The sequence below is a fragment of the Streptomyces sp. NPDC055239 genome (genome assembly GCF_053606205.1).
In genome coordinates, this window is record NZ_JBSGRD010000006.1 from 1 (window position 1) to 25,352 (window position 25,352).

Sequence of the window (25,352 nt, forward strand, 5' to 3'; positions counted from 1 at the left end):
GGTGAATACCTGCCGACGCCCCCACCCGCGCCCGAAGGGGCGCGGGGAACTGCGCGACCAGCCACAAGGCACCCGCAGGTGACAGTGAAACCTCAGAGCTTCTCGATGACGTAGTCGATGCACTTCGTGAGCGCCTCGACGTCCGAGGGGTCGATCGCCGGGAACATGGCCACACGCAGCTGGTTACGGCCGAGCTTCCGGTACGGCTCCGTGTCCACGATGCCGTTCGCGCGCAGAACCTTCGCAACAGCCGCAGCGTCGATCTCGTCCGCGAAGTCGATCGTGCCGATGACCTGCGAGCGCTTGGCCGGGTCGGTGACGAACGGCGTCGCGTACTTCGACTCGTCGGCCCACCCGTAGAGCGCCTGCGACGACGCGGCCGTGCGGCCGGTCGTGAAGTCGAGGCCGCCCTGGCTGTTCATCCACTCAAGCTGCTCGCCGAGCAGGAAGAGCGTGGCGAGAGCCGGGGTGTTGTACGTCTGGTTCTTGCGGGAGTTGTCGATCGCCGTGGGAAGGCTGAAGAACTCCGGGACGTGCCGGCCGCCCGCGTGGATGCGCTCGGCACGCTCGATCGCCGCCGGGGAGAACGCGGCGATCCACAGGCCGCCGTCCGAGGCGAAGGACTTCTGCGGGGCGAAGTAGTAGACGTCCGTCTCGGCGATGTCGACCGGGAGGCCGCCCGCGCCGGAGGTGGCGTCCACCAGGACGAGTGAACCCGCGTCCGCGCCGGCCACCCGCTTGATGGGGGCCGCGACACCGGTCGAGGTCTCGTTGTGCGTGAACGCGTAGACGTCCACGCCCGCCTCGGCCTGCGGCTCCGGGTGCGTGGCGGGGTCGGACGTGATCACGGTGGGCTCGGCGAGCCACGGGGCGAGCTTCGAGGCCTTGGCGAACTTGGAGGAGAACTCGCCGAAGCTGAGGTGCTGCGACTTGTTCTCGATGAGGCCGTGCGTCGCGACGTCCCAGAAGGCGGTGGAGCCGCCGTTGCCCAGGATCACCTCGTACCCCTCGGGGAGGGAGAAGAGGTCGCGCACACCCTCGCGCACCTTGCCGACCAGGTTCTTGACCGGGGCCTGGCGGTGGGAGGTGCCGAGCAGAGAGGTACCGGTGGCGGCGAGCGCGTCCAGCGCCTCCGTGCGCACCTTGGAGGGGCCCGCGCCGAAACGTCCGTCGGCGGGCTTGATGTCAGCGGGAATCTGGATCTCAGCCACGGGGTGAGCCTAACGGCTCGGGGCGGGCCGTCATCCGGGCGTCCGGCGGCTGAGATCGTCCTGCTCCACAGAGCGGACACCGCGAGGCTCCGCCCCGGATCGGGCCCGGATCGGGCCCTTCGCGGATGCATCCTGAGGGCATGGATATGGGCATGGGTGATCTCGGAGGCGTGGAAGTAGAAGCTGAACTGCGGGCAGCCGTGCGGGGGGAGGTGGACTTCTCCGTCACCGCGCGGGCCCTGCACACCATGGACGCGTCCAACTACCGTCGCGTGCCGCTCGGCGTCCTCGCCCCGCGCGACGCGGACGACGTGGCGGCGGCGCTCGCCGTGTGCCGGGAGCGCGGGGTGCCCGTCGTCGCCCGTGGCGCCGGTACGTCCATCGCAGGGCAGGCGACCGGTACGGGGCTCGTCCTCGACTTCACCCGGCACATGAACCGGATCGTGTCCCTCGACGCGGAGTCGCGGACCGCTGTGGTCCAGCCGGGGGTGATCTGCGACGACCTGCGGGGCGCGGCGTCCGCGCACGGTCTGACCTTCGGCCCCGACCCGTCCACCCACAACCGCTGCACCCTGGGCGGAATGATCGGCAACAACTCCTGCGGATCGCACTCGGTCGCCTGGGGGACGACCGCCGACAACGTCTCGTCCCTCTCGGTCGTGAGCGGCGCGGGCGCACGGCTCGCGCTCGGCCAGGGCTGGTCCGGCGCGCCCGACGGCCTGCGCGCGCTGGTGGACGGCGAGCTCGAACTCCTGCGCACCGGATTCCCCGAGCTCCCGCGCCGTATCTCCGGCTACGCCCTGGACGCCATGCTCCCCGAGCGGGGCGTGGATCTGGCCCGCGCCTTCTGCGGTTCGGAAGGCACCCTCGGCGTGGTGACGGAGGCGGTCGTACGCCTCGTCGACGCGCCACGCGCGCGTGCCCTCGCGGTACTCGGGTACGCCGACGAGAGCGCGGCGGCGGAGGCCGCCGCGGGCCTGCTGCCGTACGGGCCGCTGACGGTGGAGGGGATGGCCGCCGACCTCGTACGGGGAGCGAGCGGGCTGCCCAAGGGCGGTGCCTGGCTGTTCGTGGAGACGGGCGGGGAGAGCGGGGGCGAGGCACGCGCGCGCGGCGACGCGATTGTTAAGGGGGCCGCCTCCGGGGGCGTCGTGGACTCGGTGGTGGTGACCGACCCGGCGGGGCAGCGCGCCCTGTGGCGGGTCCGCGAGGACGCCAGCGGGACGGCGACGCGGATGCCGGACGGCAGCGAGGCGTGGCCGGGCTGGGAGGACTGCGCGGTGCCGCCCGCCCGGCTCGGGGCGTATCTGCGGGACTTCAGGGAGCTGCTCACCGACCACGGCCTGCGCGGAACTCCGTACGGGCACTTCGGGGACGGCTGCATCCACGTACGCATCGACTTCGACCTGATGAGCGAGGTGGGCGTGCGGCGCTTCCGGCGCTTCTCGGAGGATCTGGCGGAGGTAGTGGTCGCGCACGGGGGTTCGCTGTCGGGCGAGCACGGGGACGGGCAGGCACGGGCGGAGCTCCTTCCGAAGATGTACGGGGCCGAGCTTGTGGGGCTCTTCGAGCGCGTGAAGGGGGTGTGGGACCCGGCGGACCTGCTGAACCCGGGGATGCTGGTGCGCCCCGCGCCGCTGGACGCGAACCTCCGTTTCGACCCGCTGCCGCGTGAGCCGGTGGACGTGGCCTTCGGCTACCCCCATGACGGCGGGGACTTCTCGGCTGCGGTGCGGCGGTGTGTGGGGGTGGCCAAGTGCCGGACCGAGTCGGCTGGTGCCGGTGGCGGGGTCATGTGCCCTTCCTTCCGGGCCACGGGCGAGGAGGAGCACTCCACGCGGGGGCGGGCCCGGATGCTGCACGAGATGCTCGCGGGGGAAGTGGTGACGGACGGGTGGCGCTCGGAGGAGGTGCGGGACGCGCTCGACCTGTGCCTGTCCTGCAAGGGATGCCGGTCGGACTGCCCGGTGGGCGTGGACATGGCCACGTACAAGGCGGAGTTCCTGCATCACCACTACGAGGGACGCAGGCGGCCCGCGGCGCACTACGCGATGGGCTGGCTGCCGCTGTGGCTGCGCCTCGCGGACCGGACGCGTACGGCGGGTGTCGCCAATGCGCTCGCGCGGGTGGGGGTCCTCGCGTCGCTGGCGAAACGGGCGGGCGGGATCGCGCAGGAGAGGGAGATTCCGCGGTTGGCGGGGGAGTCCTTCCGGCGGTGGTTCCGGGGGCGGGAGGCTTCGGGAGGTCCTGGGGGTCCGGCGGTCGTGCTGTGGCCCGACACGTTCACGGATCACCTGTCACCGGCGGTGGGGCGGGCCGCGGTGCGGGTCCTGGAGGACGCGGGGCTGCGTCCCGTGGTGCCGCCGGGGGACGTGTGCTGCGGCCTTACGTACGTCTCCACCGGCCAGTTGGACAGGGCTCGCACGGTGATGCGGCGCACGCTGGAGCGGATGGGGCCGCTGCTCGACTCGGGGGCGCTCCTCGTGGTCCTGGAGCCGAGTTGCGCGGCGGCGCTGAAGACGGACCTGGTGGAGCTCCTCGGGGAGGACCCGCGGGCGGCTGAACTGGCCTCGCGGGTACGGACGTTCGCCCAGGCCCTGGAGGAACTGGCCCCGGAGTGGACGCCGCCGAGGGTCGGCCGGGCGGTCGTGGGCCAGACCCACTGTCATCAGCACGCGGTCCTGGGCGACGGGGCCGAGCGGCGGTTGCGGGAGAAGGCGGGCCTGGAGGGCGAGTTGAGCGGGGGCTGCTGCGGACTCGCGGGGAACTTCGGCTTCGAGGCGGGGCACTACGAGGTGTCGGTGGCGTGCGCGGAGGAGCAGCTGTTGCCGGCGGTGCGGGGGGCTGCCGGGTCGGAGGGGGAGGGCGGGGCGCCCTTGGTCCTTGCGGACGGCTTCTCCTGCCGAACGCAGCTGGAGCAGTTGGGGGAGGGGGTTCGGGGTCGGCATCTGGCGGAGGTGCTGGCTGAGGGGCTGGGGGAGGGGTAGGCGTTCGCTGCGCTGGCTCGGGCGCTGATCCGCTGCCGGGGCGGGGGCCTGGTCCCCACCTCACACCGGGATGCCTCCGCCCTGCGCTCCGGTGCACCGCCTGACCCCCACCCACCCGCCCCGGGTTCGTCGGGGGTGGCCGGAGAGGGGCGGTGGAGGAGGGGATTGCAGGAAAGTCCCGCGACACGCCCAGGTGGGGTGGGGGGTGGGTGGGACTTTGTTGCAATGGGCGGCTCTCGTCGCTGGGGGATCACGCGGGGTAATCGGGTGAGTAGGTGGGTGGGGGAGTCTGTTCGGGCAGGTCAGGCGCGGCGCTACTCGGGATGTGGACTCGGTTTGCGTACAGCAGTGAAAGGGCTCCACAATCCTGACGTAGTCCACTACCTTGGACGGGGTAGTTCAGGTGAGTGGACTGGTTGAGGATCGAGGAGCGGAGAGGGTCGTAGTGGACGCGTCGAGGAGTGGTCAGGAGGCGGCAACCGGTGGGCGGTGGGGTGCCCTCGGGCCCGTCGGGCTCGTGCTCGCGGGCGGAGTCTCCGTCCAGTTCGGCGGAGCCATCGCCGTGAGCGTGATGCCCAAGGCGGGAGCCCTCGGCATCGTGACCCTGCGGCTCGCCTTCGCCGCTCTCGTGCTGATGATCGTGTGCCGGCCCAAGGTACGGGGGCACTCGCGTGCCGACTGGGGGACGGTGCTTGCCTTTGGTGTGGCCATGGCCGGGATGAACGGACTCTTCTATCAGTCCGTCGCCCGGATCCCCATGGGGCCCGCCGTGACGCTGGAGGTGCTCGGGCCGCTCGCCCTGTCCGTCTTCGCCTCGCGTCGCGCCCTGAATCTCGTCTGGGCCGGGCTCGCCCTCTGTGGGGTCTTTTTGTTGGGGGGTGGGGGCGGGTTTGATGGGCTTGATCCTGTCGGTGTCGCGTACGCGCTCGGCGCCGGTGCCATGTGGGCCACGTACATCGTCTTCAGCGCCCGTACGGGGCGTCGCTTCCCGCAGGCCGACGGGCTCGCCCTCGCGATGGTCGTCGCCGCTCTGCTCTTTCTGCCGCTCGGGCTTGTCGAGTCCGGGGAGAAGCTCGTCCGGCCCGAGGTGCTCGCGCTTGGTGCCGCCGTTGCCGTGATGTCCTCCGTGCTGCCGTACACGCTCGAACTGATCGCCCTGCGCAGGCTGCCCGCCTCCACCTTCGCGATCATGATGAGTCTGGAACCGGCCATCGCTGCCGTTGCCGGGTTCCTCGTGCTCAATCAGGCTCTTTCTGTGAATGAGGCTCTGGCTATTTCGTTGGTCATCGCCGCCAGCATGGGTGCCGTCCGGACCCAGATCGGGCGCGGGCGGGCCCGTAAGTCCGGGGATGTCGTCGCGTCGGGGGCCACCCCGGATGCCGTGCTGGCCCCGGCGGAGACCGTCGAGGATTCGGTGCCGGAGGCGTCCGGAAAGTAATGCAAGCACGCTTGCTTGTTTCTCCGGGCGCTGCCATGCTCCGGGGCACACCGCCGTGCCCCGAGGGGAGCGCTCCGTGTCCGAAGCTGTGCCCGTACTCGACGATCTGCGCCGTGAGAGCGAGGAACTCGACCAGCTGGTGGAGGGGTTGCGCGAAGAACGCTGGGCGCTGCCCACCCCCGCCGAAGGCTGGACCGTCGCTCATCAGATCGCCCATCTCGCCTGGACCGACCGTGCCGCGCTGACCGCCGTCACCGATGGTGACGCCTTCGGGCGGCTCGTCGAAGAAGCCCTCGCGGCTCCCGATTCGTTCGTCGACGACGGGGCCGATGAAGGGGCCGGGCTGCCGCCCGATGAATTGCTCTCGCGGTGGCGTGCCGGGCGTGACGACCTGCTGAAGGCCCTCACCGTCTCCCCGCGCGGCACCCGGTTTCCCTGGTACGGGCCGCCCATGTCCGCCACCTCCATGGCCACCGCCCGCCTCATGGAGACCTGGGCCCACGGTCAGGACGTCGCCGACGCGCTGGGCGTGGTGCGGGTGCCGACCGATCGGTTGCGGCATGTGGCTCATATCGGGGTGCGGGCCCGGGACTTCGCCTTCGGGGTGCGGGGGCTGAGTGCGCCGGATGGTGCCTTTCGCGTCGAGTTGCGGATGCCGTCCGGTGAGTTGTGGGTCAGCGGGCCCGAAGACGCCGGGCAGCGGGTGACCGGGCCCGCCCTCGACTTCTGTCTTCTCGTCACGCAGCGCGCGCACCGGGATGATCTCGCCTTGTGCGCGGAGGGCGTTGATGCCGAGCGGTGGTTGGACATCGCTCAGGCCTTCGCCGGGCCGCCGGGGTCCGGGCGGCCCGCCAAGGGGCGCGGCCTGTGACCGGGCCGTTGCGGGTCGGTAATGCCTCCGGGTTCTACGGCGATCGCTTCGACGCCATGCGCGACATGCTCACCGACGGCCCCCTCGACGTCCTCACCGGCGACTATCTCGCCGAGCTGACCATGCTGATCCTCGGGCGCGACCGGCTCAAGGACCCCTCGCGCGGGTACGCCAAGACCTTTCTGCGGCAGCTGGAGGAGTGCCTGGGGCTCGCCCAGGAGCGGGGCGTCAAGATCGTCGCCAATGCCGGCGGGCTGAATCCTGGTGGACTCGCCGATGCGGTGAAGGAGTTGGCGGGGCGCCTTGGGATGGGTGGGGTGCGGGTCGCCCATGTGGAGGGGGATGACCTCGGGGCTCGCTTTCCTGATGCCCTCACCGCCAATGCCTATCTCGGCGGTGCCGGAATCGCCGCCTGCCTGCGTGGCGGGGCCGACATCGTCGTCACCGGGCGCGTGACCGACGCCGCTCTTGTCACCGGGCCCGCCGCCGCGCACTTCGGGTGGGGCGACGGGGGTGGGGACGGTGACCTTGATCGGCTCGCCGGTGCCGTTGTCGCCGGGCATGTTCTTGAATGCGGGACGCAGGCCACCGGGGGCAACTACGCCTTTTTCGCCGGGCGTTCGGGCAGTTATGCGCGTCGGCTCGGCTTCCCGGTCGCCGAGATCCATGAGGACGGGTCCAGCGTCATCACCAAGCACGACGGCACGGGTGGGTTCGTCGACGTGGGGACTGTCACCGCCCAGCTGTTGTACGAGACCTCCGGCGCCCGGTATGCCGGGCCCGACGTCACCGCCCGGCTCGACACGGTCGTCCTCGCCCAGGAGGGGCCCGACCGGGTACGCGTCTCCGGGGTGCGCGGAGAGGCTCCGCCGCCGGATCTGAAGGTCGGGCTCAATCGGCTCGGCGGCTTCCGCAACGAAGTCGTCTTCGTCCTCACCGGGCTTGAGGTGGAAGCCAAGGCCGAGCTTGTGCGGGCTCAGGTCGAGGATGCCTTCGGGCGCACAAAATCCCGGCCGCAGGAGGTGCGGTGGGAGCTTGCTCGCACTGATCGGGCGGACGCTCCGAGCGAGGAGACCGCGTCCGCCCTGCTGCGGCTCGTCGTGCGTGATCCGCAGCAGGAGCCCGTCGGCCGCGCCCTCAGCGGCGCCGCGATCGAACTGGCCCTCGGCAGCTACCCCGGATTCCACGTCACGGCGCCCCCGGGCAAAGGAGCGCCCTACGGAGTCTTCGAGGCCGCCTACGTCGAGCGCGGCACCGTCGATCACGTGGCCGTCCTGCCCGGAGGCGAGCGGCGGTCCATCGAGGCTTGCGGCGGCAGCCTCGTAGATCTCGTAGATCTCGAAGACCTTGATCAGCCGCCTCTGCCCGCACCCCTGCCGGACAGCCCCACCCGCCGCGCGCCCCTGGGCCTCGTCGCCGGGGCCCGCAGTGGTGACAAGGGCGGGGACGCGAACGTCGGCGTGTGGGTGCGTACGGATGACGCATGGCGGTGGCTCGTCCATGAGCTGACCGTCGAGCGGTTCCGTGAACTCATCCCCGAGGCTGCCGAGTTGACCGTCGTACGGCATGTCCTGCCGAATCTGCGGGCGCTGAACTTCGTCGTCGTGGGGATCCTCGGCGCGGGCGTCGCGTCCCAGGCCCGCTTCGATCCGCAGGCCAAGGGCCTCGGCGAGTGGCTGCGCGCCCGCCATCTCGACATCCCGGCCGCGCTGCTCGAAGCGACCGCACCCATGGAAGCGACCGCACCCATGGAAGCGACCGCACCCATCGAACCGACGGAGGTACACCCGTGACCGTCCTCGCGTCCGCGCTCGACCCCGCGAGCGCCGAGTACGCCGAGCACCGCGAAGCCATGCTTGCCAAGCTCACCGAGCTCGACGCCGAGCAGGTCAAAGCCCTCGATGGCGGCGGCGAGAAGTACGTCGCCCGGCATCGAAAGCGCGGCAAGCTGCTCGCCCGGGAGCGGATCGAGCTGCTCCTCGACCCCGACACGCCCTTCCTCGAACTGTCGCCGCTCGCCGCCTGGGGGAGCGACTATCCCGTCGGCGGCTCGATGGTCACCGGCATCGGTGTCGTCGAGGGCGTGGAGTGCCTGATCACCGCCAACGATCCGACCGTGAGGGGCGGGGCCAGTAATCCCTGGACCCTGAAGAAGGCCTTCCGGGCGCACGAGATCGGGCACGCCAACCGGCTGCCGTCCATCCACCTCGTGGAGTCGGGGGGCGCCGATCTCCCGTCCCAGAAGGAGATCTTCATTCCGGGCGGTGCGCTCTTCAAGCACCTCACCCAGTCGTCGGCCGCCGGTATCCCGACCGTCGCCGTCGTCTTCGGCAACTCGACGGCGGGCGGCGCCTACGTCCCCGGCATGAGCGACCACGTGATCATGGTCAAGGAGCGCGCCAAGGTCTTTCTCGGCGGCCCGCCGCTGGTGAAGATGGCCACCGGCGAGGAGAGCGACGACGAGTCGCTCGGCGGTGCCGAGATGCACGCCCGCACCTCCGGCCTCGCGGACTATCTCGCAGAGGACGAGCGGGACGCGCTCAGGCAGGCCCGCCAGGTCGTGAGGCGGCTCAACTGGCGCAAGGCGTACGCCGATCCGGCGGTCGTCGTCGAGCCTCCCAAGTACGACGGGGACGAGCTGCTCGGCATCGTGCCCGGCGATCTCAAGGTGCCCTTCGACCCGCGCGAGGTCATCGCCCGCATCGTCGACGGCTCCGACTTCGACGAGTTCAAGCCGCTGTACGGGTCGAGCCTCACGACGGGGTGGGCCTCGCTGCACGGCTACCCCATCGGCATCCTCGCCAACGCGCAGGGCGTGCTCTTCAGCGAGGAGTCGCAGAAGGCCGCCCAGTTCATCCAGCTGGCCAACCAGCGCGACATCCCGCTGCTGTTCCTGCACAACACCACCGGCTACATGGTCGGCAAGGAGTACGAGCAGGGCGGCATCATCAAGCACGGCGCGATGATGATCAACGCCGTGTCGAACTCGCGCGTCCCGCACCTGAGCGTGCTGATGGGGGCCTCGTACGGCGCCGGGCACTACGGCATGTGCGGGCGCGCCTTCGATCCGCGCTTCCTCTTCGCCTGGCCCAGCTCCAAGTCCGCCGTCATGGGGCCGCAGCAGCTCGCGGGAGTCCTTTCGATCGTCGCGCGGGCCTCCTCCGCCGCCAAGGGGCAGCCCTACGACGACGATGCCGACGCCGCTCTGCGCGCCATGGTGGAGCAGCAGATCGAGTCGGAGTCGCTGCCGATGTTCCTTTCAGGGCGGCTCTGCGACGACGGGGTCATCGACCCCCGCGACACCCGCACGGTCCTCGGCCTGTGCCTGTCCGCGATCCACACCGCCCCCTACGAGGGCGCGCGCGGTGGCTTCGGCGTCTTTCGGATGTGAGGAACTCACCATGATCAGCTCGGTACTTGTCGCCAACCGTGGCGAGATCGCCGTCCGCGTCTTCCGCACCTGCCGCGACCTGGGCATCGCCACCGTCGCCGTGTACTCGGACGCCGACGCGGACGCCCTGCACGTCCGTGAGGCCGACTCCGCCGTACGGCTGCCGGGCGCGGCGCCCGCCGACACCTATCTGCGCGGCGAACTCATCGTGAAGGCCGCGCAGGCGGCAGGCGCGGACGCCGTCCACCCCGGCTACGGGTTCCTCTCCGAGAACGCGGAATTCGCGCGCGCCGTCACCGACGCCGGGCTCGTGTGGATCGGGCCGCCGCCTGAGGCGATCGAGTCCATGGCCTCCAAGACGCGCGCCAAGGAGCTCATGGGCATCGCGCCGATGGGTCTGGAGGATGTCACGGAGGGTGATCTGCCCGTTCTGGTGAAGGCGGCGGCCGGTGGTGGCGGGCGCGGCATGCGCGTCGTACGGGAACTGGGCGCGTTGAAGGGCGAGTTGGTTGCCGCACGTGCGGAGGCCGCCAGTGCCTTCGGGGACGGCGAGGTCTTCGTCGAGCCCTATCTGGAGGGCGGCCGGCACGTCGAGGTGCAGATCATGGCCGACGCGTACGACACCGTCTGGGCGCTCGGGACGCGGGACTGCACGCTCCAGCGCAGGCATCAGAAGGTCGTCGAGGAGTCCCCGGCGCCGGGCCTCGCCGCCGATCTCGTCCAGGAGCTGCACGCGCAGGCCGTGCGCGCGGCGCGGGTGACCGGGTATCGCGGGGCGGGCACGGTGGAGTTCCTGGTGGCGGGCGACCGGGCGCACTTCCTGGAGATGAACACCCGGCTTCAGGTCGAACACCCCGTGACCGAGGCCGTGTTCGGGGTCGACCTCGTGGCCCTTCAGATCCAGGTCGCGGAGGGATCGCGGCTCGCGGAAGAGCCGCCCCTCGCGCGCGGGCACGCCGTCGAGGCGCGTCTCTACGCCGAGGACCCGGGGGTGCAGTGGGCCCCGCAGACCGGCACCCTGCACCGGCTCTCCGTGCCGGGCGTGCGGCTCGACGCGGGGTACGTGGACGGCGACACGATCGGCGTGCACTACGACCCGATGCTGGCCAAGGCCATCGCGTACGCCCCGACGCGTGCGCAGGCCCTGCGCGCCCTCGCGGGAGCCCTTGAGCGTGCCGTCGTCCACGGGCCCGTCACCAACAGGGAGTTGCTCGTACGTTCCCTGCGGCACCCGGAGTTCGTCGAGGCCCGTATGGACACGGGCTTCTACGACCGGCACCTCGCCGAACTCGCGGCTCCCGCCCCGGACCCGCACGCCCCGCTGGCCGCCGCGCTCGCCGACGCGCACGGGCGCTCGCGGTTCGGCGGCTGGCGCAACCTCGCGTCGCAGCCGCAGGTCAAGCTCTTCCGGAGCGAGCCGGACGGCGCCGAGCACGAGGTCCGCTACCGGCACACGCGGGAGGGTCTGAGCGCGGACGGGGTGCGGGTGCTCTCCGTGTCCGGTGAGCTCGTCGTGCTCGAAGTCGACGGTGTGCGGCGGAAGTTCGTGGTCGAGCGGTACGGCGACGGTGATCGCGTGTACGTCGGCAACACCGCACTCACCGCGCTGCCGCTGCTCCCCGAACCCACCACCCGGCAGGAGCCGGGATCCCTGCTCGCCCCGATGCCCGGCACCGTCGTGCGCCTGGCCGACGGGCTCACGGAGGGCGCGCGGGTCACCGCCGGGCAGCCCCTCATCTGGCTGGAGGCCATGAAGATGGAGCACCGCATCTCCGCTCCCGCCTCCGGCACGCTCACCGCCCTGCACGCCGAGCCCGGCCGCCAGGTCGAGGTCGGCGCGCTGCTCGCAGTCGTAGACGTGGACGCAGACGTTGACGTCGTACAGGTCGTAGACGCCGTACTGGAGGAGAAGTCCGTATGAGCACCGTCCTCGAAACCGAAGAGCACCAGGCCCTGCGCGCGGCCGTCGCCGCACTCGGCAAGCGCTACGGCCGCGACTACGTCACCCGCGTCGTGCGCGACGAAGGCCACCCCGACGAGCTGTGGGCCGACGCCGCCAAGCTCGGCTACCTGGGCGTGAACCTGCCCGAGGAGTACGGCGGCGGAGGCGGTGGCATAGCTGAACTCTCCATCGTCCTTGAGGAGTTGGGGGCGGCGGGCTGTCCGCTCCTGATGATGGTCGTCTCGCCCGCGATCTGCGGGACCGTCATCGCCCGATTCGGCACCGACGAGCAGAAGCGGGCCTGGCTGCCCGGTCTCGCCGACGGCACCCGCACCATGGCGTTCGGCATCACCGAGCCCGACGCGGGCTCCAATTCCCACCGCATCACGACGACCGCACGTAGAGACGGCGCGAGCGGCGACTGGCTCCTGACCGGCCGCAAGGTGTTCATATCGGGCGTCGACATCGCCGACGCGACGCTGATCGTGGGCCGTACGGAAGACGCGAGGACCGGCAGCCTCAAGCCCTGCCTCTTCATCGTGCCGCGCGAGACCGAGGGCTTCCAGCGGCGGCAGATCGAGATGGAACTCCAGGCGCCGGAGAAGCAGTTCGAGCTGACCCTCGACGACGTACGGCTGCCCGCCGACGCGCTGGTGGGCGACGAGGACGCGGGGCTGCTCCAGCTCTTCGCCGGGCTCAACCCGGAGCGGATCATGACGGCGGCGTTCTCCCTCGGCATGGCGCGCTACGCGCTCTCCCGTGCCGTCGGGTACGCCAAGGAACGCAGCGTGTGGAAGAGCCCGATCGGCGCCCACCAGGCGATCGCGCACCCCCTCGCGCAGTCGCACATCGACATCGAACTGGCCCGCCTGATGATGCAGAAAGCCGCCCGGCTCTACGACGACGGCGACGACATGGGCGCGGGTGAGGCCGCCAACATGGCCAAGCTCGCCGCCGCCGACGCGTGCGTGAGAGCCGTCGACCAGTCGGTGCACACGCTGGGCGGCAACGGCCTGACGAAGGAGTTCGGCCTCGCCTCGCTGATCGTGGCGTCGCGGGTGGCGCGGATCGCCCCCGTGAGCCGGGAAATGATCCTCAACTACGTCTCCCACCAGACACTGGGCCTGCCCAAGTCGTACTGAGCCCCCGTTCTTAGCCTCCGTTCTGTGCCTCCGTTCGCCTTCTGAACTGCTGGAGAAGTCATGGGACTTGTGTACGCGCCCCCCGAGCGCGGCATCGTCACGCTCACCCTGGACAACCCCGCCAACCGCAACGCGCTCTCGGCGGGACTCCTTGACGGGTTCGCGGAGATGCTCGACGCCTGCGGCAAGGACCCCGACGTACGCGCGGTCGTCCTCACGCACACCGGCTCGACGTTCTGCTCGGGCGCCGATCTGCGGGAGCCGCCGGACCCAGCCGTCTTCGTGGCGCTGCTCCGGCAGATCGTGGAGCTGCCGAAGCCGGTGGTGGCGCGGGTGGACGGGCATGTGCGGGCGGGCGGGCTCGGTCTGCTCGGCGCCTGCGACATGGCGGGTGCGGGGCCGGGGGCGTCGTTCGCGCTGACGGAGGTACGGATCGGGGTGGCGCCCGCCGTCATCTCCATGCCGCTGCTCGCCCGGCTCGACCCGGGCGCGGCGTCCCGCTACTTCCTCACCGGGGAGCGTTTCGACGGGCCGGAGGCGGCGCGGATCGGTCTGGTGACGGTGGCCGGTGACGACGTGGACGCGGAGCTCCGGCCTCTCCTCGCGGGGCTGCGGAAGGCGGCGCCACAAGCCCTGGCCGAGACGAAGAAGCTGCTCACGGCTAGGGTGCTCGACGCATTCGACCACCACACGGACTCCCTCATCGCCCTGTCCGCGCGGCTCTTCGCATCGGCGGAGGCGCGGGACGGAATGGGGGCTTTCCTCGAACGACGGGAGTGCCCATGGGTGCTGTGACCGCGGCCGATCGCGCCGACCGTGCCGATCGTGATCCCTCGCCCAAGCATCCCTCGCCCAAGCACCGCTCGCCCAAGCAGGACCGCAGCCGCGCGACGCGTCAGCGGCTCCTGGAGGCCGCGGTGGCGTGCCTCGCCGAGAGCGGCTGGGCGGGGTCCACGGTCTCCGTGGTCGCCGAGCGTGCGGGCGTCTCACGGGGAGCGGCCCAGCACCACTTCCCCACGCGGGAGGACCTCTTCACGGCGGCGGTGGAGTACGTCGCCGAGCAGCGGTCCACCGCGCTGCGGGCGCTCCCGGCGCAGGACAGGGCGTCGGTGGTCGCCGCCCTGGTCGATCTCTACACAGGGCCGCTCTTCCGGGCGGCGCTGCACCTGTGGGTCGCGGCGTCCAACGAGCCTCAACTGGGGGCCCGGGTGACGGAGCTGGAGGCGCGGGTGGGGCGTGAGACCCACCGGATCGCGGTGCAGCTGCTTGACGCCGACGAGTCGCGGCCCGGGGTGCGGGAGACGGTCCAGGGGCTCCTGGACATGGCGCGTGGCCTCGGCCTCGCCAACCTCCTGACGGATGACGGGGCACGTAGGGAGCGCGTGGTGGGGGAGTGGGCGCGCCTTGTGGAGGGGGCGCTGGGGTGAACTCACCCCGCCTCATCGGCCTCCTGATCACTCATCTGACGTGCGGCTCGCTTCGGGCTTCGTGTGGAGGATCTCGCGCGCCTGTTCCGAGGCGCGGGCGGTGCTCTCGCTGACGAAGTCGAGGTAGCGGGCGATGTTCTCCAGGCGGGTGGCGGCCGGGGTGTCGGGCCCGAGGACGGCGACGCCCTGCCGTGTGGTCTCGACGATCTGGGCGAGGGCACGAGCGCTGGCCATCATCGACTGGTGCCAGACTTCGTCGTCGACCACATAGCGCTCACGGCGGCGTTCGTCGCGCTCCCGGCGGACCAGGTCCTGACTCTCCAGGAACGCGATCGCCTTGGAGATGGACGCCGGGCTGACCTGGAGATGCCGGGCGAGTTCGGACGCGGTGATGCTGCCCGTGTCCGTCGTGTAGAGGCAGGCGAGGACCCGGGACATCATCTTGGCCAGGCCCGACTGCATGAAGACGGTGGTGAGCGTCTCCTCGTACTCGCGCACGGCCTCCGGATCGCGTCCGTGGACCTGCGGCGGTGCCTCCGCACCCCGGGGCGCGGCCTGCCTGCGCTGGTGGGTGCGGCGTTCGGTCGCGCGGTGGGCCAGGTCCGCGCGGTAGCCGGTGGGGCCGCCGTTGCGCATGACCTCGCGCGTGACCGTCGAGGTCGGACGGTCGAGACGTCTGGCGATCTCCGCGTAGGCGAGGTTGTCGGCGAGGCCCAGCGCGATCTGCTGACGTTCCTGCTGGGTGAGTCTGCCTCCCGGCATCGCGGTCTCCTTCGCTCTCTTCAGCCGCCTTTGGCTGCCTTCGGCTCTCTTTGAGGGCTCCAGCATAGCGTTCACTCTCATTGCATTGCAACGATGAGATGCCTCTCGTTGCGTTCCTCGCAGGAGCATTGCAATGAAATACACGCTCTGGCCTGCCATGATGCTAATTCTTCGCAACGAAGCAATTGATGGAACCGTGAATGCAACGTAGCGTTCACGACATCAGAAAGCACGACGAACACCACGGACACAAGGAGCACACCATGCAGAAGTTCGACACCTCCGCCCCGGTCACCACCGTCCTCGACATCCCCGCCGGGCGGATCCAGTTCATCGCCGCCGACCGCGCCGACGCCACGGTCGAGGTCCTGCCCGTGAACGCCTCGAAGAGCGGCGACGTGAAGGCCGCCGAGCTGACCGAGGTCACCTACGCCGACGGCGTCCTGCGGATCCAGGTCCCCGAGGGCAAGAACCGGGTCTTCGGCAACTCGGGTGCCGTCGAGGTCACGGTCCAGCTGCCCGCCGGGTCCCGTGTCGAGGCGAAGTCCGCCGCCGCGGAGTTCCGGGGCGTGGGACGCCTCGGTGACGTGGTCTTCGACGGCGGCTACGGCTCGGTCAAGCTGGACGAGGCCGCGAGCGCCCGTCTCACCGGCCACGACGCCACCATCACGGTCGGCCGCCTCACGGGTGACGGCGAGATCAGCACCCAGCGGGGCGACGTGAACGTCACCGAGGCCACCGGCGGCACGCTCACGCTCAACACCCAGCAGGGCAACATCACGGCCGGCGCCGCTCGCGGAGTCTCCGCCTCCCTGGACGCCGGTACCGGCTACGGCCGCATCGACAACTCCCTGAAGAACAGCGACAGCACGCCCGGCCTCGTCATCAAGGCGACCGTCTCCCACGGCGACATCACCGCCCGCAGCCTCTGACACCTCCGACTGACACCTCCGACGCCCCTGACGCCTCTGAACCTCGCAGCTTTGAAGGAGCACTCCTCATGACGAACCTGGCCATCGCGGCGCACGGGCTGCGCAAGGCTTACGGCGACAAGACCGTTCTGGACGGCATCGACCTGGCCGTCCCGGAAGGCACGATCTTCTCCCTGCTCGGCCCGAACGGCGCGGGCAAGACCACCGCCGTCAAGATCCTCTCCACCCTGGTCGGCGCCGACGCCGGCGAACTGCGGGTCGGCGGCCACGACCTGGCCGCCGCCCCGCAGGCGGTCCGCGCCCAGATCGGCGTCACCGGGCAGTTCTCCGCCGTCGACGGCCTGATCACCGGCGAGGAGAACATGCTCCTGATGGCCGACCTGCACCACCTGTCCAAGAAGGAGGGCCGCCGGGTGGCCGCCGAGCTCCTGGAGCGCTTCGACCTGACCGAGGCCGCCCAGAAGCCCGCCTCCACCTACTCCGGCGGCATGAAACGCCGCCTGGACATCGCCATGACCCTGGTCGGCGACCCGCGGATCATCTTCCTGGACGAGCCCACCACCGGCCTCGACCCGCGCTCCCGGCACAACATGTGGGGCATCATCCGCGGCCTGGTCTCCGGCGGCGTGACCGTCTTCCTCACCACCCAGTACCTGGAGGAGGCCGACGAACTCGCCGACCGCATCGCGGTGTTGAACAACGGCAAGATCGCCGCCGAAGGCACCGCGGAGGAACTCAAGCGGCTCATCCCCGGCGGACACGTCCGGCTGCGCTTCACCGACCCGGACGCCTACCAGTCGGCCGCCGCCGCCCTGACCGAGGTCACCCGGGACGACGAGGCGCTCGCTCTCCAACTGCCCAGCGACGGCACCCAGCGCGAGCTGCGCTCCATCCTCGACTGGCTGGACTCCGCGGGTATCGAGGCCGACGAACTCACCGTGCACACCCCCGACCTCGACGACGTCTTCTTCGCCCTGACCGACAACACCCACGTCCCCACCCAGTCGAACCAGACCAAGGAGACCGTCCGATGAGTGCCTTCTCCCTCGCCGTCCGTGACTCGAACACGATGCTGCGCCGCAACCTCCTGCACGCCCGGCGCTACCCCTCCCTCACCCTGAACCTGCTGCTCACGCCGGTCATGCTGCTCCTGCTCTTCGTCTACATCTTCGGCGACGTGATGAGCACGGGCATCGGCGGCGGCGACCGCTCCGACTACATCGCCTACATCGTGCCGGGTCTCCTCCTGATGACCATCGGCAGCACCACGATCGGCACCGCGGTCTCCGTCTCCACGGACATGACCGAGGGCATCATGGCCCGCTTCCGTACGATGGCCATCCACCGCGGCTCCGTACTCATCGGGCACGTCGTCGGCAGCGTCCTGCAGTGCATCGCCAGCGTGGTCCTCATGGGCGCCGTCGCCGTGGCGATCGGCTTCCGCTCCACGGATGCGAGCGCCCTGGAGTGGCTCGCGGCCTTCGGACTGCTCACGCTCTTCGCCCTGTCGCTCACCTGGATCGCCGTCGGAATGGGCATGGTCAGTCCCAACGCCGAGGCCGCAAGCAACAACGCGATGCCGCTGATCTTCCTCCCGCTGATCTCCAGCGCCTTCGTCCCCATCGACGCGATGCCGGGCTGGTTCCAGCCGATCGCCGAGTACCAGCCCTTCACCCCGGCCATCGAGACCCTGCGCGGCCTGCTCCTGGGCACCGAGATTGGCAACAACGGCTGGATCGCCGTCGCCTGGTGCGTCGGACTCGCGGTGCTCGGCTACTTCTGGTCGGCCTCGAAGTTCAACGGCGACGCGAAGTAGGCGTCGTGACCGCGCGGGCGGCCCCTCCCGCGACTCGCCCCACACCAAGGCGGCGTACACCGACACCACGTCGGAGTACGCCGCCTCGTTCGTACGTCTACCGCTGCCTACCGATGCCTATGGCCACCTACCGCGCGATGTCCCCGAACCCCTCGACCTCCCGGGGATCGCGCGCCGCGGGGCCCATGTACCTGGCCGACGGACGGACCAGACGCCCCGTCCGCTTCTGCTCGAGGATGTGCGCCGACCAGCCCGCGGTCCGCGCGCACGTGAACATGGACGTGAACATGTGCGCCGGCACCTCGGCGAAGTCAAGGACGATCGCGGCCCAGAACTCGACGTTCGTCGCCAGGATCCGGTCGGGGCGGCGGGCGTGCAGCTCGTCCAGGGCGGCCTTCTCAAGCGCCTCCGCCACCTCGAAGCGGGGCGCGCTCAGCTCACGTGCCGTACGGCGCAGGACCCGCGCGCGGGGGTCCTCGGCCCGGTAGACCCGGTGGCCGAAGCCCATCAGGCGCTCGCCCTTGTCCAGGGCCTGCTTCACGTACGCCTCCGCGTCCCCGGTCCGCTCGATCTCCTCGATCATGCCGAGGACACGGGACGGCGCCCCGCCGTGCAGGGGCCCGGACATGGCGCCCACCGCGCCCGAGAGCGCCGCGGCCACGTCCGCGCCCGTCGACGCGATGACGCGGGCCGTGAACGTGGAGGCGTTCATCCCGTGCTCGGCGGCCGACGTCCAGTACGCGTCGACGGCCTTGACGTGCTTGGGGTCGGGCTCGCCGCGCCAGCGCTTCATGAAGCGCTCGACGACCGTGTCGGCCTTGTCGATCTCGCGCTGCGGCACCATCGGCAGGCCCTGGCCGCGGGCGGACTGGGCGACGTACGAGAGGGCCATGACGGCGGCCCGTGCGAGGTCGTCGCGGGCCTCCTGCTCGCTGATGTCCAGGAGGGGCTTCAGGCCCCATACGGGGGCGAGCATCGCGAGCGCGGACTGGACGTCGACGCGGATGTCACCGGAGTGCACCGGGATCGGGAACGGCTCGGCGGGCGGCAGACCGGGGTTGAAGGCGCCGTCGACGAGCAGGCCCCAGACGTTGCCGAAGGAGACGTGGCCGACCAGATCCTCGATGTCGACGCCGCGATAGCGAAGCGCGCCGCCTTCCTTATCCGGTTCGGCGATCTCCGTCTCGAACGCGATGACTCCCTCAAGTCCGGGTACGAAGTCGGACATCAGGCGGCTCCTCGTGATGTGTACGACAGATGGTGGTGACAGACAGCTCGTGACCATGTGTCAGAAGTGGGCATTTCCGGTCCGGTTCCGCGGTCTGCCGGTGCGTCGGTGGCTTCCGGTTTTCGACTCGCGGTCCGGGTCGGTCACCCCGGTGATGCCCCGTGCGGCTGGTGGTCACCCAACCGATACGGAAGGCGCACGATATCCCTTGGTGCCACCCTTGGCGATGGTGCGCGGCACTCAGTGCCACACGTCACCTCCCTGTGGTGCGCGACAGCCCGTCGGGTGACCCTTCGTATACGGCAAGATGACAGCGTGACCGATCGAGCCGCCGCTTCCGCATCAGCCTCATCATCAGCCGCTGACGCCCCTCCCGCGTCCGACCTCGCCGCCATACGGGCCCACTACGGCGTTGACGGACTCGTCGAGGCGGAGCTGCCCGCCACGCCCGTCGAGCTGTTCGCGCTCTGGTTCACGCAGGCACTCGCCGCGGCCGACGCGGGCGTGCTGCACGAGCCGAACGCCATGGTCGTCTCGACGGTGGACACCGCGGGGCGCCCCAGCTCGCGCACGGTTCTGCTGAAGGGCTACGACGAGCGCGGCTTCGTCTTCTTCACCAACTACGAGTCCCGCAAGGCCCGTGAACTGGCCGCTAACCCGAACATCGCCCTGCTCTTCCCCTGGCATCCGATGGCGCGTCAGGTCATCGTCACGGGTACGGCGGAGCGCGTACCCCGCGAGGAGACGGTGGCGTACTTCCGCACCCGCCCGCACGGCTCCCAGCTCGGCGCCTGGGCCAGCGCCCAGTCGTCGGTCATCGCCACGCGCGACGAACTCGACCGCGCGTACGCCGATTTGGCGGAGCGCTACCCGGAGGGCGAGCAGGTGCCCGCGCCCTCGCACTGGGGCGGTTTCCGCGTCGAGCCGCGGAGCGTGGAGTTCTGGCAGGGCAGGGCGAACCGCCTGCACGACCGCCTGCGCTACGAGCGCGCGGGCCGGGACACCGCCGCGAGCTGGACGGTCGAGCGCCTCAGCCCGTGAGGACCTCAGCCCGTGAGGGCCGGGGTCCTGCCGGTCACCCCGTCAGAACCCCGTCCAGGAACGGCTGGATCGCCTCGCGCCAGGCCTCCGGCTGGTCGTAGTGCACGAGGTGACCGGCGTCGGCCACTTCCGCGTACGCCCCGCGGGGCAGCACGCGAACCATCTCCTGCGCCTCGGCGCGGCCCAGCTCGCCGTCCAGGCCGCGGACGACCAGGGCGGGGCACTGGACCTGGGTCAGATACTCCCAGTGGGCGTCGTACACCCAGGTCTCGCGGGACTTCAGCATCTGGTCGCGGTCGAAGACGGGGCGCCAGCCGTCCGGGCCCTCGGCCATCACCTCGGCGAAGAACTCGCCGCGTGAGGGATTCTTCCGCTCCACCCACGGATCGTCCTCGCCGAACCACTTCCGTACGTCGGCGAGTGTCGCGAAGGGGACGGGCCAGGCCTTGAACCAGTCCTCCCACTCGCGCTGCGAGGCGGCGCCGAGTGCGGAGGCCCGCATGTCGGTGATGATCAGGGCGCGGACGAGATCGGGGCGCTTCGCGGCGAGCTGCCAGGCGGTGAGCGCGCCCATGGAGTGGCCGATGAGGACGGCGGGGGCGAGGCCGAGCTGGACGAGCGCGGCCTCGGCGTCGGCCACGTAGGCCTCGCGGGTGAAGGGGCCCTCGGGGGGCTTGTCGCTCTGCCCGTGCGCACGCTGGTCGAGTGCGACCGCGCGATGCCGCTCGGAGAGCCAGCGGGCGGTGCCCGCCCAGTGGGACGCACGGCCCATCAGGCCGTGCAGTAAGAGCACGCCTCCGGGCGGACCGTCGGTCTCCCTGGACTTGGGAGGATCAGCGAACTCCCAGGCGGCGAGGCGAACGCCACCCGCGCCTGTCACGTCAATGCGCCGCACCATGGTTCCTGGCACCCCCCTTGAATCCTCTCGGGCTGAACGCCTGGCTGAACGCCTGGTTCTGTCACGCACCCCCGCACGTTATCGAACTCTTTTTCGAAACCGGCCGGATCGCCGACAACACCCCTCGTTCGAGTGACCACGCTCAAGGATTGGCCGCCGCTGCCGAGGGGAGATCTTCATCGGGAGGCGGGCCGCTCGGGGAAAACGGTCCGAGGGGGACGACCCTGGGAGCTCGGGGCTCCGGGTCACTGCAGGGGAGGACAGGCCCCGGCGCTCAAGGGCGCCGGGGCCCTTCGCGTGCTCAGGGCACGGCGAGGCGCACGGCTCGCGTACGCGCTCCCGCTCACCAGATGGGCACATCCTCCTGCCCCCTCCCACAGCCGCGGCGGCCGGTTGTGCGCCGACACGACAAGAGCCCTTTGGTCATATGCCTCACGCGACAGCCTCGCACGCAAAACGTCCGGGCGCTGCGATTCCGCACACTGAATCTTGGACTCCATACAACCCTGGAGTCTTCACAACTGCCCAACCGTTACCACTAGTTGATGCTAACCACCGGTAACGTGAGGTGCCGTGAACCGGATCCCGCCAGAGCCCGGCCCCAAGGGTCCCGGAGCGGGCCTCGGCGCGGGCTCGGCGCGGCCTCAGCGCTTGGCGACGAAGACGTGCGAAGCGACCTCGTTGTCCAGCTCCGCGGCCTCACCGCTGCTGCCCACGAGCACTCCGCCCGCGGACTCCGTCACGCTCACCACGGAGCCGGGCTGCACGCCCGCGCGCCGCAGCGTGTACATCAGCTGCGCGTCCGTCTGGATGGGCTCGCCGATGCGGCGCACCACGACGGTCTTGCCCTCCGCGCCCGGGTCGAGATCGACCAGGGACACCATGCCCTCGTCGAGGAACGGGTCGGCCACGTCCTTCTCGCCGAGCTCTTCCAGGCCCGGGATCGGGTTGCCGTACGGAGACTCGGTGGGGTGGCGCAGGAGCTCCAGGACGCGGCGCTCCACCGCCTCGCTCATCACGTGTTCCCAGCGACACGCCTCCGCGTGGACCTGCTCCCACTCCAGGCCGATCACGTCGACGAGCAGGCACTCCGCCAGGCGGTGCTTGCGCATCACGCGGGTGGCGAGCCTGCGGCCCTCCTCCGTCAGCTCCAGATGGCGGTCGCTCGCGACCGCCACCAGGCCGTCGCGCTCCATGCGCGCGACTGTCTGGCTCACCGTCGGCCCGCTCTGGTCGAGACGCTCGGCGATCCGGGCGCGCATGGGGACCACACCTTCCTCCTCCAGCTCGAGGATGGTGCGCAAATACATCTCAGTGGTGTCAATAAGCCCCGACATGGGTGCCCCTCAGATCTCGCTCGTGCGGCCGGCCCTGCTACCAAGTCTGACGCATACCGCTGACAACCGGGTCGCGCCAGGGGAAAACCCGGTCCTGACGGCCTTGACGAGGTGCTCGGGCCGTATTGACAGGGCACTGGTCCAGACCGCAACGTGAGCCGCGGCACACGGGAAACACGTGCAGAACATACGTACAAAACATACGTACTACGTACCCCGAAAGGTTCCTCGACGCATGGGCTCGAAGAGCGAGAGCAAGCTGGCCGGTCAGTACATCGACGCCGCGATCGGCCTGCTCGGGCGGGTGCGCGACGAGGAGGGCGGGAACGTCGACGCGGCGGCCACGCTGCTCGCCGACGCGGTCGAGACGGGCAACAGGCTCTTCGCCTTCGGAGCCGGGCACTCCTCGCTGGCCGCCCAGGACGTCGTCTACCGCGCGGGCGGCCTCGCCCTGATGAACCTCCTCGCCGTCCCCGGCGTCGTCGGGATCGACGTCATGCCCGCCACGCTCGGCTCCGCCCTGGAGCGCGTTGACGGGCTCGCGGGCGCCGTCCTGGACTCGTCGCCGGCCCGCCCCGGCGACGTACTGGTGATCATCTCGCTCTCCGGGCGTAACTCGCTGCCCGTGGAGATGGCGATGAACGCCCGCGCGCTCGGCCTGAAGGTCATCGGGGTGACGTCGGTGGCGTACGCGACGGAGACGAAGTCGCGGCACGTGTCCGGAACCTTCCTCAAGGACCACTGCGACGTCGTGATCGACTCCAAGATCGCCCTCGGCGACGCGGAGCTCAGCCTCGAATCGATCGACGCGCCCTTCGGACCCGCCTCCAGCGTGGTCACCAACGCGATCATGCAGGCGGTGGTGGCGACGGCCGTCGAGCAGCTCGCCGCGCGGGGCGTCGAGCCGCCGTTGCTGCGGTCCGGGAACGTGGACGGCGGCCACGAGTGGAACGGACGCGTGTTCGCCGAGTACGGCGACCGGATCTTCTACCGCCGCTGAGGCTGCTGGGGTCCCTCCTCGCAGAAGCGCACCCGCACGCTGAGCCCTCCCCCCTCCTCGTTCGCCTCCGCGATCGCCCGTGTGCCGTGCGCGCGGGCGATCGCGGCGACGATGGACAGGCCGAGACCCGCGCCTTCCCCGCGCGCGTGGGTACGTGCCCGCAGGCGCCGGAACGGCTCGAAGAGGAGCGGAACGGTTTCCGGCGGGACGACGGGCCCGGTGTTGACGACCTCGATGCCGTCGGGTCCCGTGCGCACCTCGACCCGGCCGCCCTTGACGTTGTAGTCCACGGCGTTCGCCACCAGGTTGTGCACGAGGCGGTCGAGCAGAACCCCGTCGCCCCGCACGGTGAGCGGCTCCGCGTCCAGGAAGAGGGTGACGTCCCGCTCGGCGGCCCGCCCCGCGAGCCCTTCCGTCACCGCGTCGGCGATGACGTCGAGTGCGACGGGCTCACGCCGCTCGAGCCCCCGCTCCGTGGTGGCCAGGAGCAGCAGCCCCTCGATCAGATGCTCGCTGTCGTCGGCGACGGAGATGAGCTTCGTACGGATGCGGGCCACCTGTTCCGCGTCGGGCTCCCCGGCGAGGCCGATCTCGGCGGCGGCCCGCTGGACGGCGAGCGGGGTGCGCAGCTCGTGCGCGGCGTTGGCGGCGAACCGCTGCTGCGCGCCGACCAGCTGCTCTATCCGCCCGAGCATCTCGTCGAACGTGTCGGCAAGCTGCTTCAGCTCGCCGGGCGGTCCGTCGAGCGCGATCCGCTCGTGCAGGTTCTCGCCCGACAGGCGCCGCGCGGTGCCGGTGATCACGGCCACGGGGTGCAGGACCCGGCCCGCCATCCACCAGGCGAGCAGGATGGAGAGCGCCGCGTACACGAACAGCACGATGACGGAGACGGTGAGCAGCCTGCTCAGGGCGGCCTGCTCGGCGACATCACTGATCTTCGTGATGGCGAGCCCCTGAGTGAGGTCGCGGGCCGTGACGCCGTCGGCGGGCAGCGGCTCGGCGGTCGCCGCCGCCGACCAGGACGCGGTCGGCGTGGGCATCAGCCAGGGCGGATGCGTTCCGCGGGCGGGGACTGCGGTGGTGACGGCGGTGCTGATGGAGGAGTAGAGCCCCTGCCGCACCAGAAAGTAGACGAGCCCGGTGAGCAGCGCCCCCGCGAGGAGGAGCATGCCGCCGTAGAGGGCGGTGAGACGGGCACGTTCGCTGCTGAGGCCGCCGACGCGCAACCGCCTCACGCCGCCCCTCCCGCGATCCGGTAGCCCGCGCCGGGGACCGTCTCCACCACCGGGGGTTCGCCCAGTTTGGCGCGGAGTTTGGAGAGGGTGACGCGGACCGCGTTCGTGCGGTAGCTGGTGTCCTCCTCCCAGACCTGTTCGATCAGGTCGTCGCCGCTCACCACCGCGCCGTCCGCCCGGAGCAGCGCCTCGAGCACCGCGAATTCCTTCCGGGAGAGCGCGAGATGACGTCCCTCACGGCTGGCCTGGCGCCGTGCCGTGTCCAGGACGAGGCCCGCGCGTTCGATGACCGGCGGGAGTGCGGGGCGCGTGCGGCGGCCGAGGGCCAGGACGCGGGCGAGGAGTTCGTCGTACGCGAAGGGCTTGGTCAGATAGTCGTCGGCGCCGATGCCAAGGCCCGAGACCCGCTCCCGGACCGTGGCCGACGCCGTCAGCATCAGGACCCGGGTGAGCAGCCGCTGCCGCACCACGATGCGGCACACCTCGTCGCCGTGCAGGCCGGGCAGGTCCCGGTCCAGGACGACGACGTCGTACTCGCCGAGCTGCAGCTTGCGCAGCGCCGTCAGACCGTCGGCCGCGACATCGACCGCGAGCGCGTCGCGGCGCAGCCCGTGGGCGATCATCTCGGCCAGGAATTCCTCGTCCTCCACCAGCAGTACGCGCATGCGGCCCTGTGTACCTGAAGTGCACCTTT

The 25,352-nt window shown here is 70.7% G+C and carries 21 protein-coding genes; 14 read left to right on the plus strand and 7 right to left on the minus strand.

From position 1 onward, the window contains the following. Positions 1–92: 92 nt before the first annotated feature. Positions 93–1,211 (minus strand): phosphoserine transaminase, encoded by a 1,119-nt coding sequence (serC, locus tag ACWFRJ_RS20420; protein ID WP_453532438.1) that lies wholly within the window; start codon positions 1,209–1,211, stop codon positions 93–95. Between the two features lie 152 nt (positions 1,212–1,363). On the opposite strand from serC, the gene ACWFRJ_RS20425 reads away from it, so the two are divergent. From ACWFRJ_RS20425 to ACWFRJ_RS20465, 9 genes are all read left to right on the plus strand, one after another. Then, positions 1,364–4,198, plus strand: a complete 2,835-nt coding sequence (locus ACWFRJ_RS20425) for an FAD-binding and (Fe-S)-binding domain-containing protein (RefSeq protein ID WP_453532441.1) — start codon at positions 1,364–1,366, stop codon at positions 4,196–4,198. 445 nt (positions 4,199–4,643) lie between these two features. Next, positions 4,644–5,636 carry an EamA family transporter gene (locus ACWFRJ_RS20430; RefSeq protein ID WP_453532444.1) on the plus strand — a complete coding sequence of 331 codons (993 nt, stop codon included), beginning with the start codon at positions 4,644–4,646 and terminating at the stop codon, positions 5,634–5,636. A 76-nt stretch (positions 5,637–5,712) separates the two neighbouring features. Beyond that, positions 5,713–6,507 carry a TIGR03084 family metal-binding protein gene (locus ACWFRJ_RS20435; protein WP_453532447.1) on the plus strand — a complete coding sequence of 265 codons (795 nt, stop codon included), beginning with the start codon at positions 5,713–5,715 and terminating at the stop codon, positions 6,505–6,507. A 56-nt stretch (positions 6,508–6,563) separates the two neighbouring features. After that, positions 6,564–8,300, plus strand: coding sequence for an acyclic terpene utilization AtuA family protein (locus ACWFRJ_RS20440; protein WP_453533497.1), 1,737 nt, complete (start codon positions 6,564–6,566; stop codon positions 8,298–8,300). After that, positions 8,297–9,898, plus strand: a complete 1,602-nt coding sequence (locus ACWFRJ_RS20445) for an acyl-CoA carboxylase subunit beta (protein WP_453532450.1) — start codon at positions 8,297–8,299, stop codon at positions 9,896–9,898. The genes ACWFRJ_RS20440 and ACWFRJ_RS20445 overlap by 4 nt, the downstream gene beginning before the upstream one ends. A 10-nt stretch (positions 9,899–9,908) precedes the next feature. Further along, positions 9,909–11,819 (plus strand): ATP-binding protein, encoded by a 1,911-nt coding sequence (locus ACWFRJ_RS20450; RefSeq protein ID WP_453532453.1) that lies wholly within the window; start codon positions 9,909–9,911, stop codon positions 11,817–11,819. Beyond that, positions 11,816–12,982 (plus strand): acyl-CoA dehydrogenase family protein, encoded by a 1,167-nt coding sequence (locus tag ACWFRJ_RS20455; RefSeq protein WP_453532455.1) that lies wholly within the window; start codon positions 11,816–11,818, stop codon positions 12,980–12,982. Before ACWFRJ_RS20450 ends, ACWFRJ_RS20455 begins: the two co-directional genes overlap by 4 nt. A 60-nt stretch (positions 12,983–13,042) precedes the next feature. After that, positions 13,043–13,777: an enoyl-CoA hydratase family protein gene (locus tag ACWFRJ_RS20460; RefSeq protein WP_453532458.1), complete on the plus strand. Its 735-nt coding sequence runs from the start codon at positions 13,043–13,045 to the stop codon at positions 13,775–13,777. Then, positions 13,765–14,409, plus strand: coding sequence for a TetR/AcrR family transcriptional regulator (locus ACWFRJ_RS20465; protein ID WP_453532461.1), 645 nt, complete (start codon positions 13,765–13,767; stop codon positions 14,407–14,409). Before ACWFRJ_RS20460 ends, ACWFRJ_RS20465 begins: the two co-directional genes overlap by 13 nt. Positions 14,410–14,436: 27 nt before the next feature. Here ACWFRJ_RS20465 and ACWFRJ_RS20470 read toward each other — a convergent pair whose 3' ends face one another. Continuing rightward, positions 14,437–15,171, minus strand: coding sequence for a helix-turn-helix domain-containing protein (locus ACWFRJ_RS20470; RefSeq protein ID WP_453532464.1), 735 nt, complete (start codon positions 15,169–15,171; stop codon positions 14,437–14,439). Between the two features lie 263 nt (positions 15,172–15,434). Between ACWFRJ_RS20470 and ACWFRJ_RS20475 the strand changes: the two genes are divergently transcribed. The 3 genes from ACWFRJ_RS20475 (at position 15,435) to ACWFRJ_RS20485 (ending at position 17,919) form a co-directional block, all read left to right on the plus strand. Then, positions 15,435–16,103, plus strand: coding sequence for a DUF4097 family beta strand repeat-containing protein (locus ACWFRJ_RS20475; protein ID WP_453532467.1), 669 nt, complete (start codon positions 15,435–15,437; stop codon positions 16,101–16,103). A gap of 68 nt (positions 16,104–16,171) precedes the next feature. Further along, positions 16,172–17,137, plus strand: coding sequence for an ATP-binding cassette domain-containing protein (locus ACWFRJ_RS20480; RefSeq protein WP_453532470.1), 966 nt, complete (start codon positions 16,172–16,174; stop codon positions 17,135–17,137). Further along, a complete protein-coding gene (locus ACWFRJ_RS20485) occupies positions 17,134–17,919 on the plus strand; it encodes an ABC transporter permease (RefSeq protein ID WP_453532473.1) in 786 nt (261 codons plus the stop codon). Before ACWFRJ_RS20480 ends, ACWFRJ_RS20485 begins: the two co-directional genes overlap by 4 nt. Positions 17,920–18,046: 127 nt before the next feature. On the opposite strand, the gene ACWFRJ_RS20490 is transcribed toward ACWFRJ_RS20485, so the two are convergent. Continuing rightward, positions 18,047–19,147 (minus strand): citrate synthase 2, encoded by a 1,101-nt coding sequence (locus ACWFRJ_RS20490; protein WP_453532476.1) that lies wholly within the window; start codon positions 19,145–19,147, stop codon positions 18,047–18,049. A gap of 315 nt (positions 19,148–19,462) precedes the next feature. Between ACWFRJ_RS20490 and pdxH the strand changes: the two genes are divergently transcribed. After that, positions 19,463–20,188: a pyridoxamine 5'-phosphate oxidase gene (pdxH, locus tag ACWFRJ_RS20495; RefSeq protein ID WP_453532479.1), complete on the plus strand. Its 726-nt coding sequence runs from the start codon at positions 19,463–19,465 to the stop codon at positions 20,186–20,188. Positions 20,189–20,222: 34 nt separating this feature from the next. Here pdxH and ACWFRJ_RS20500 read toward each other — a convergent pair whose 3' ends face one another. Both ACWFRJ_RS20500 and ACWFRJ_RS20505 read right to left on the minus strand, forming a co-directional pair. After that, on the minus strand, positions 20,223–21,086 hold the full coding sequence (locus ACWFRJ_RS20500) for an alpha/beta fold hydrolase (protein ID WP_453532482.1): 864 nt from the start codon (positions 21,084–21,086) through the stop codon (positions 20,223–20,225). Between the two features lie 644 nt (positions 21,087–21,730). Continuing rightward, a complete protein-coding gene (locus ACWFRJ_RS20505; RefSeq protein WP_453532485.1) occupies positions 21,731–22,423 on the minus strand; it encodes a metal-dependent transcriptional regulator in 693 nt (230 codons plus the stop codon). A 235-nt stretch (positions 22,424–22,658) separates the two neighbouring features. Between ACWFRJ_RS20505 and ACWFRJ_RS20510 the strand changes: the two genes are divergently transcribed. Beyond that, on the plus strand, positions 22,659–23,423 hold the full coding sequence (locus ACWFRJ_RS20510; RefSeq protein ID WP_453532487.1) for an SIS domain-containing protein: 765 nt from the start codon (positions 22,659–22,661) through the stop codon (positions 23,421–23,423). Here ACWFRJ_RS20510 and ACWFRJ_RS20515 read toward each other — a convergent pair. Together ACWFRJ_RS20515 and ACWFRJ_RS20520 are read right to left on the minus strand one after the other, a co-directional pair. Then, the gene (locus ACWFRJ_RS20515; protein ID WP_453533500.1) at positions 23,411–24,592 is read right to left on the minus strand and encodes a sensor histidine kinase; all 1,182 of its coding nucleotides are present in this window, start codon (positions 24,590–24,592) and stop codon (positions 23,411–23,413) included. The genes ACWFRJ_RS20510 and ACWFRJ_RS20515 overlap by 13 nt on opposite strands. Positions 24,593–24,654: 62 nt before the next feature. Further along, positions 24,655–25,323 carry a response regulator transcription factor gene (locus ACWFRJ_RS20520; protein WP_453532490.1) on the minus strand — a complete coding sequence of 223 codons (669 nt, stop codon included), beginning with the start codon at positions 25,321–25,323 and terminating at the stop codon, positions 24,655–24,657. Between the last annotated feature and the right edge of the window lie 29 nt (positions 25,324–25,352).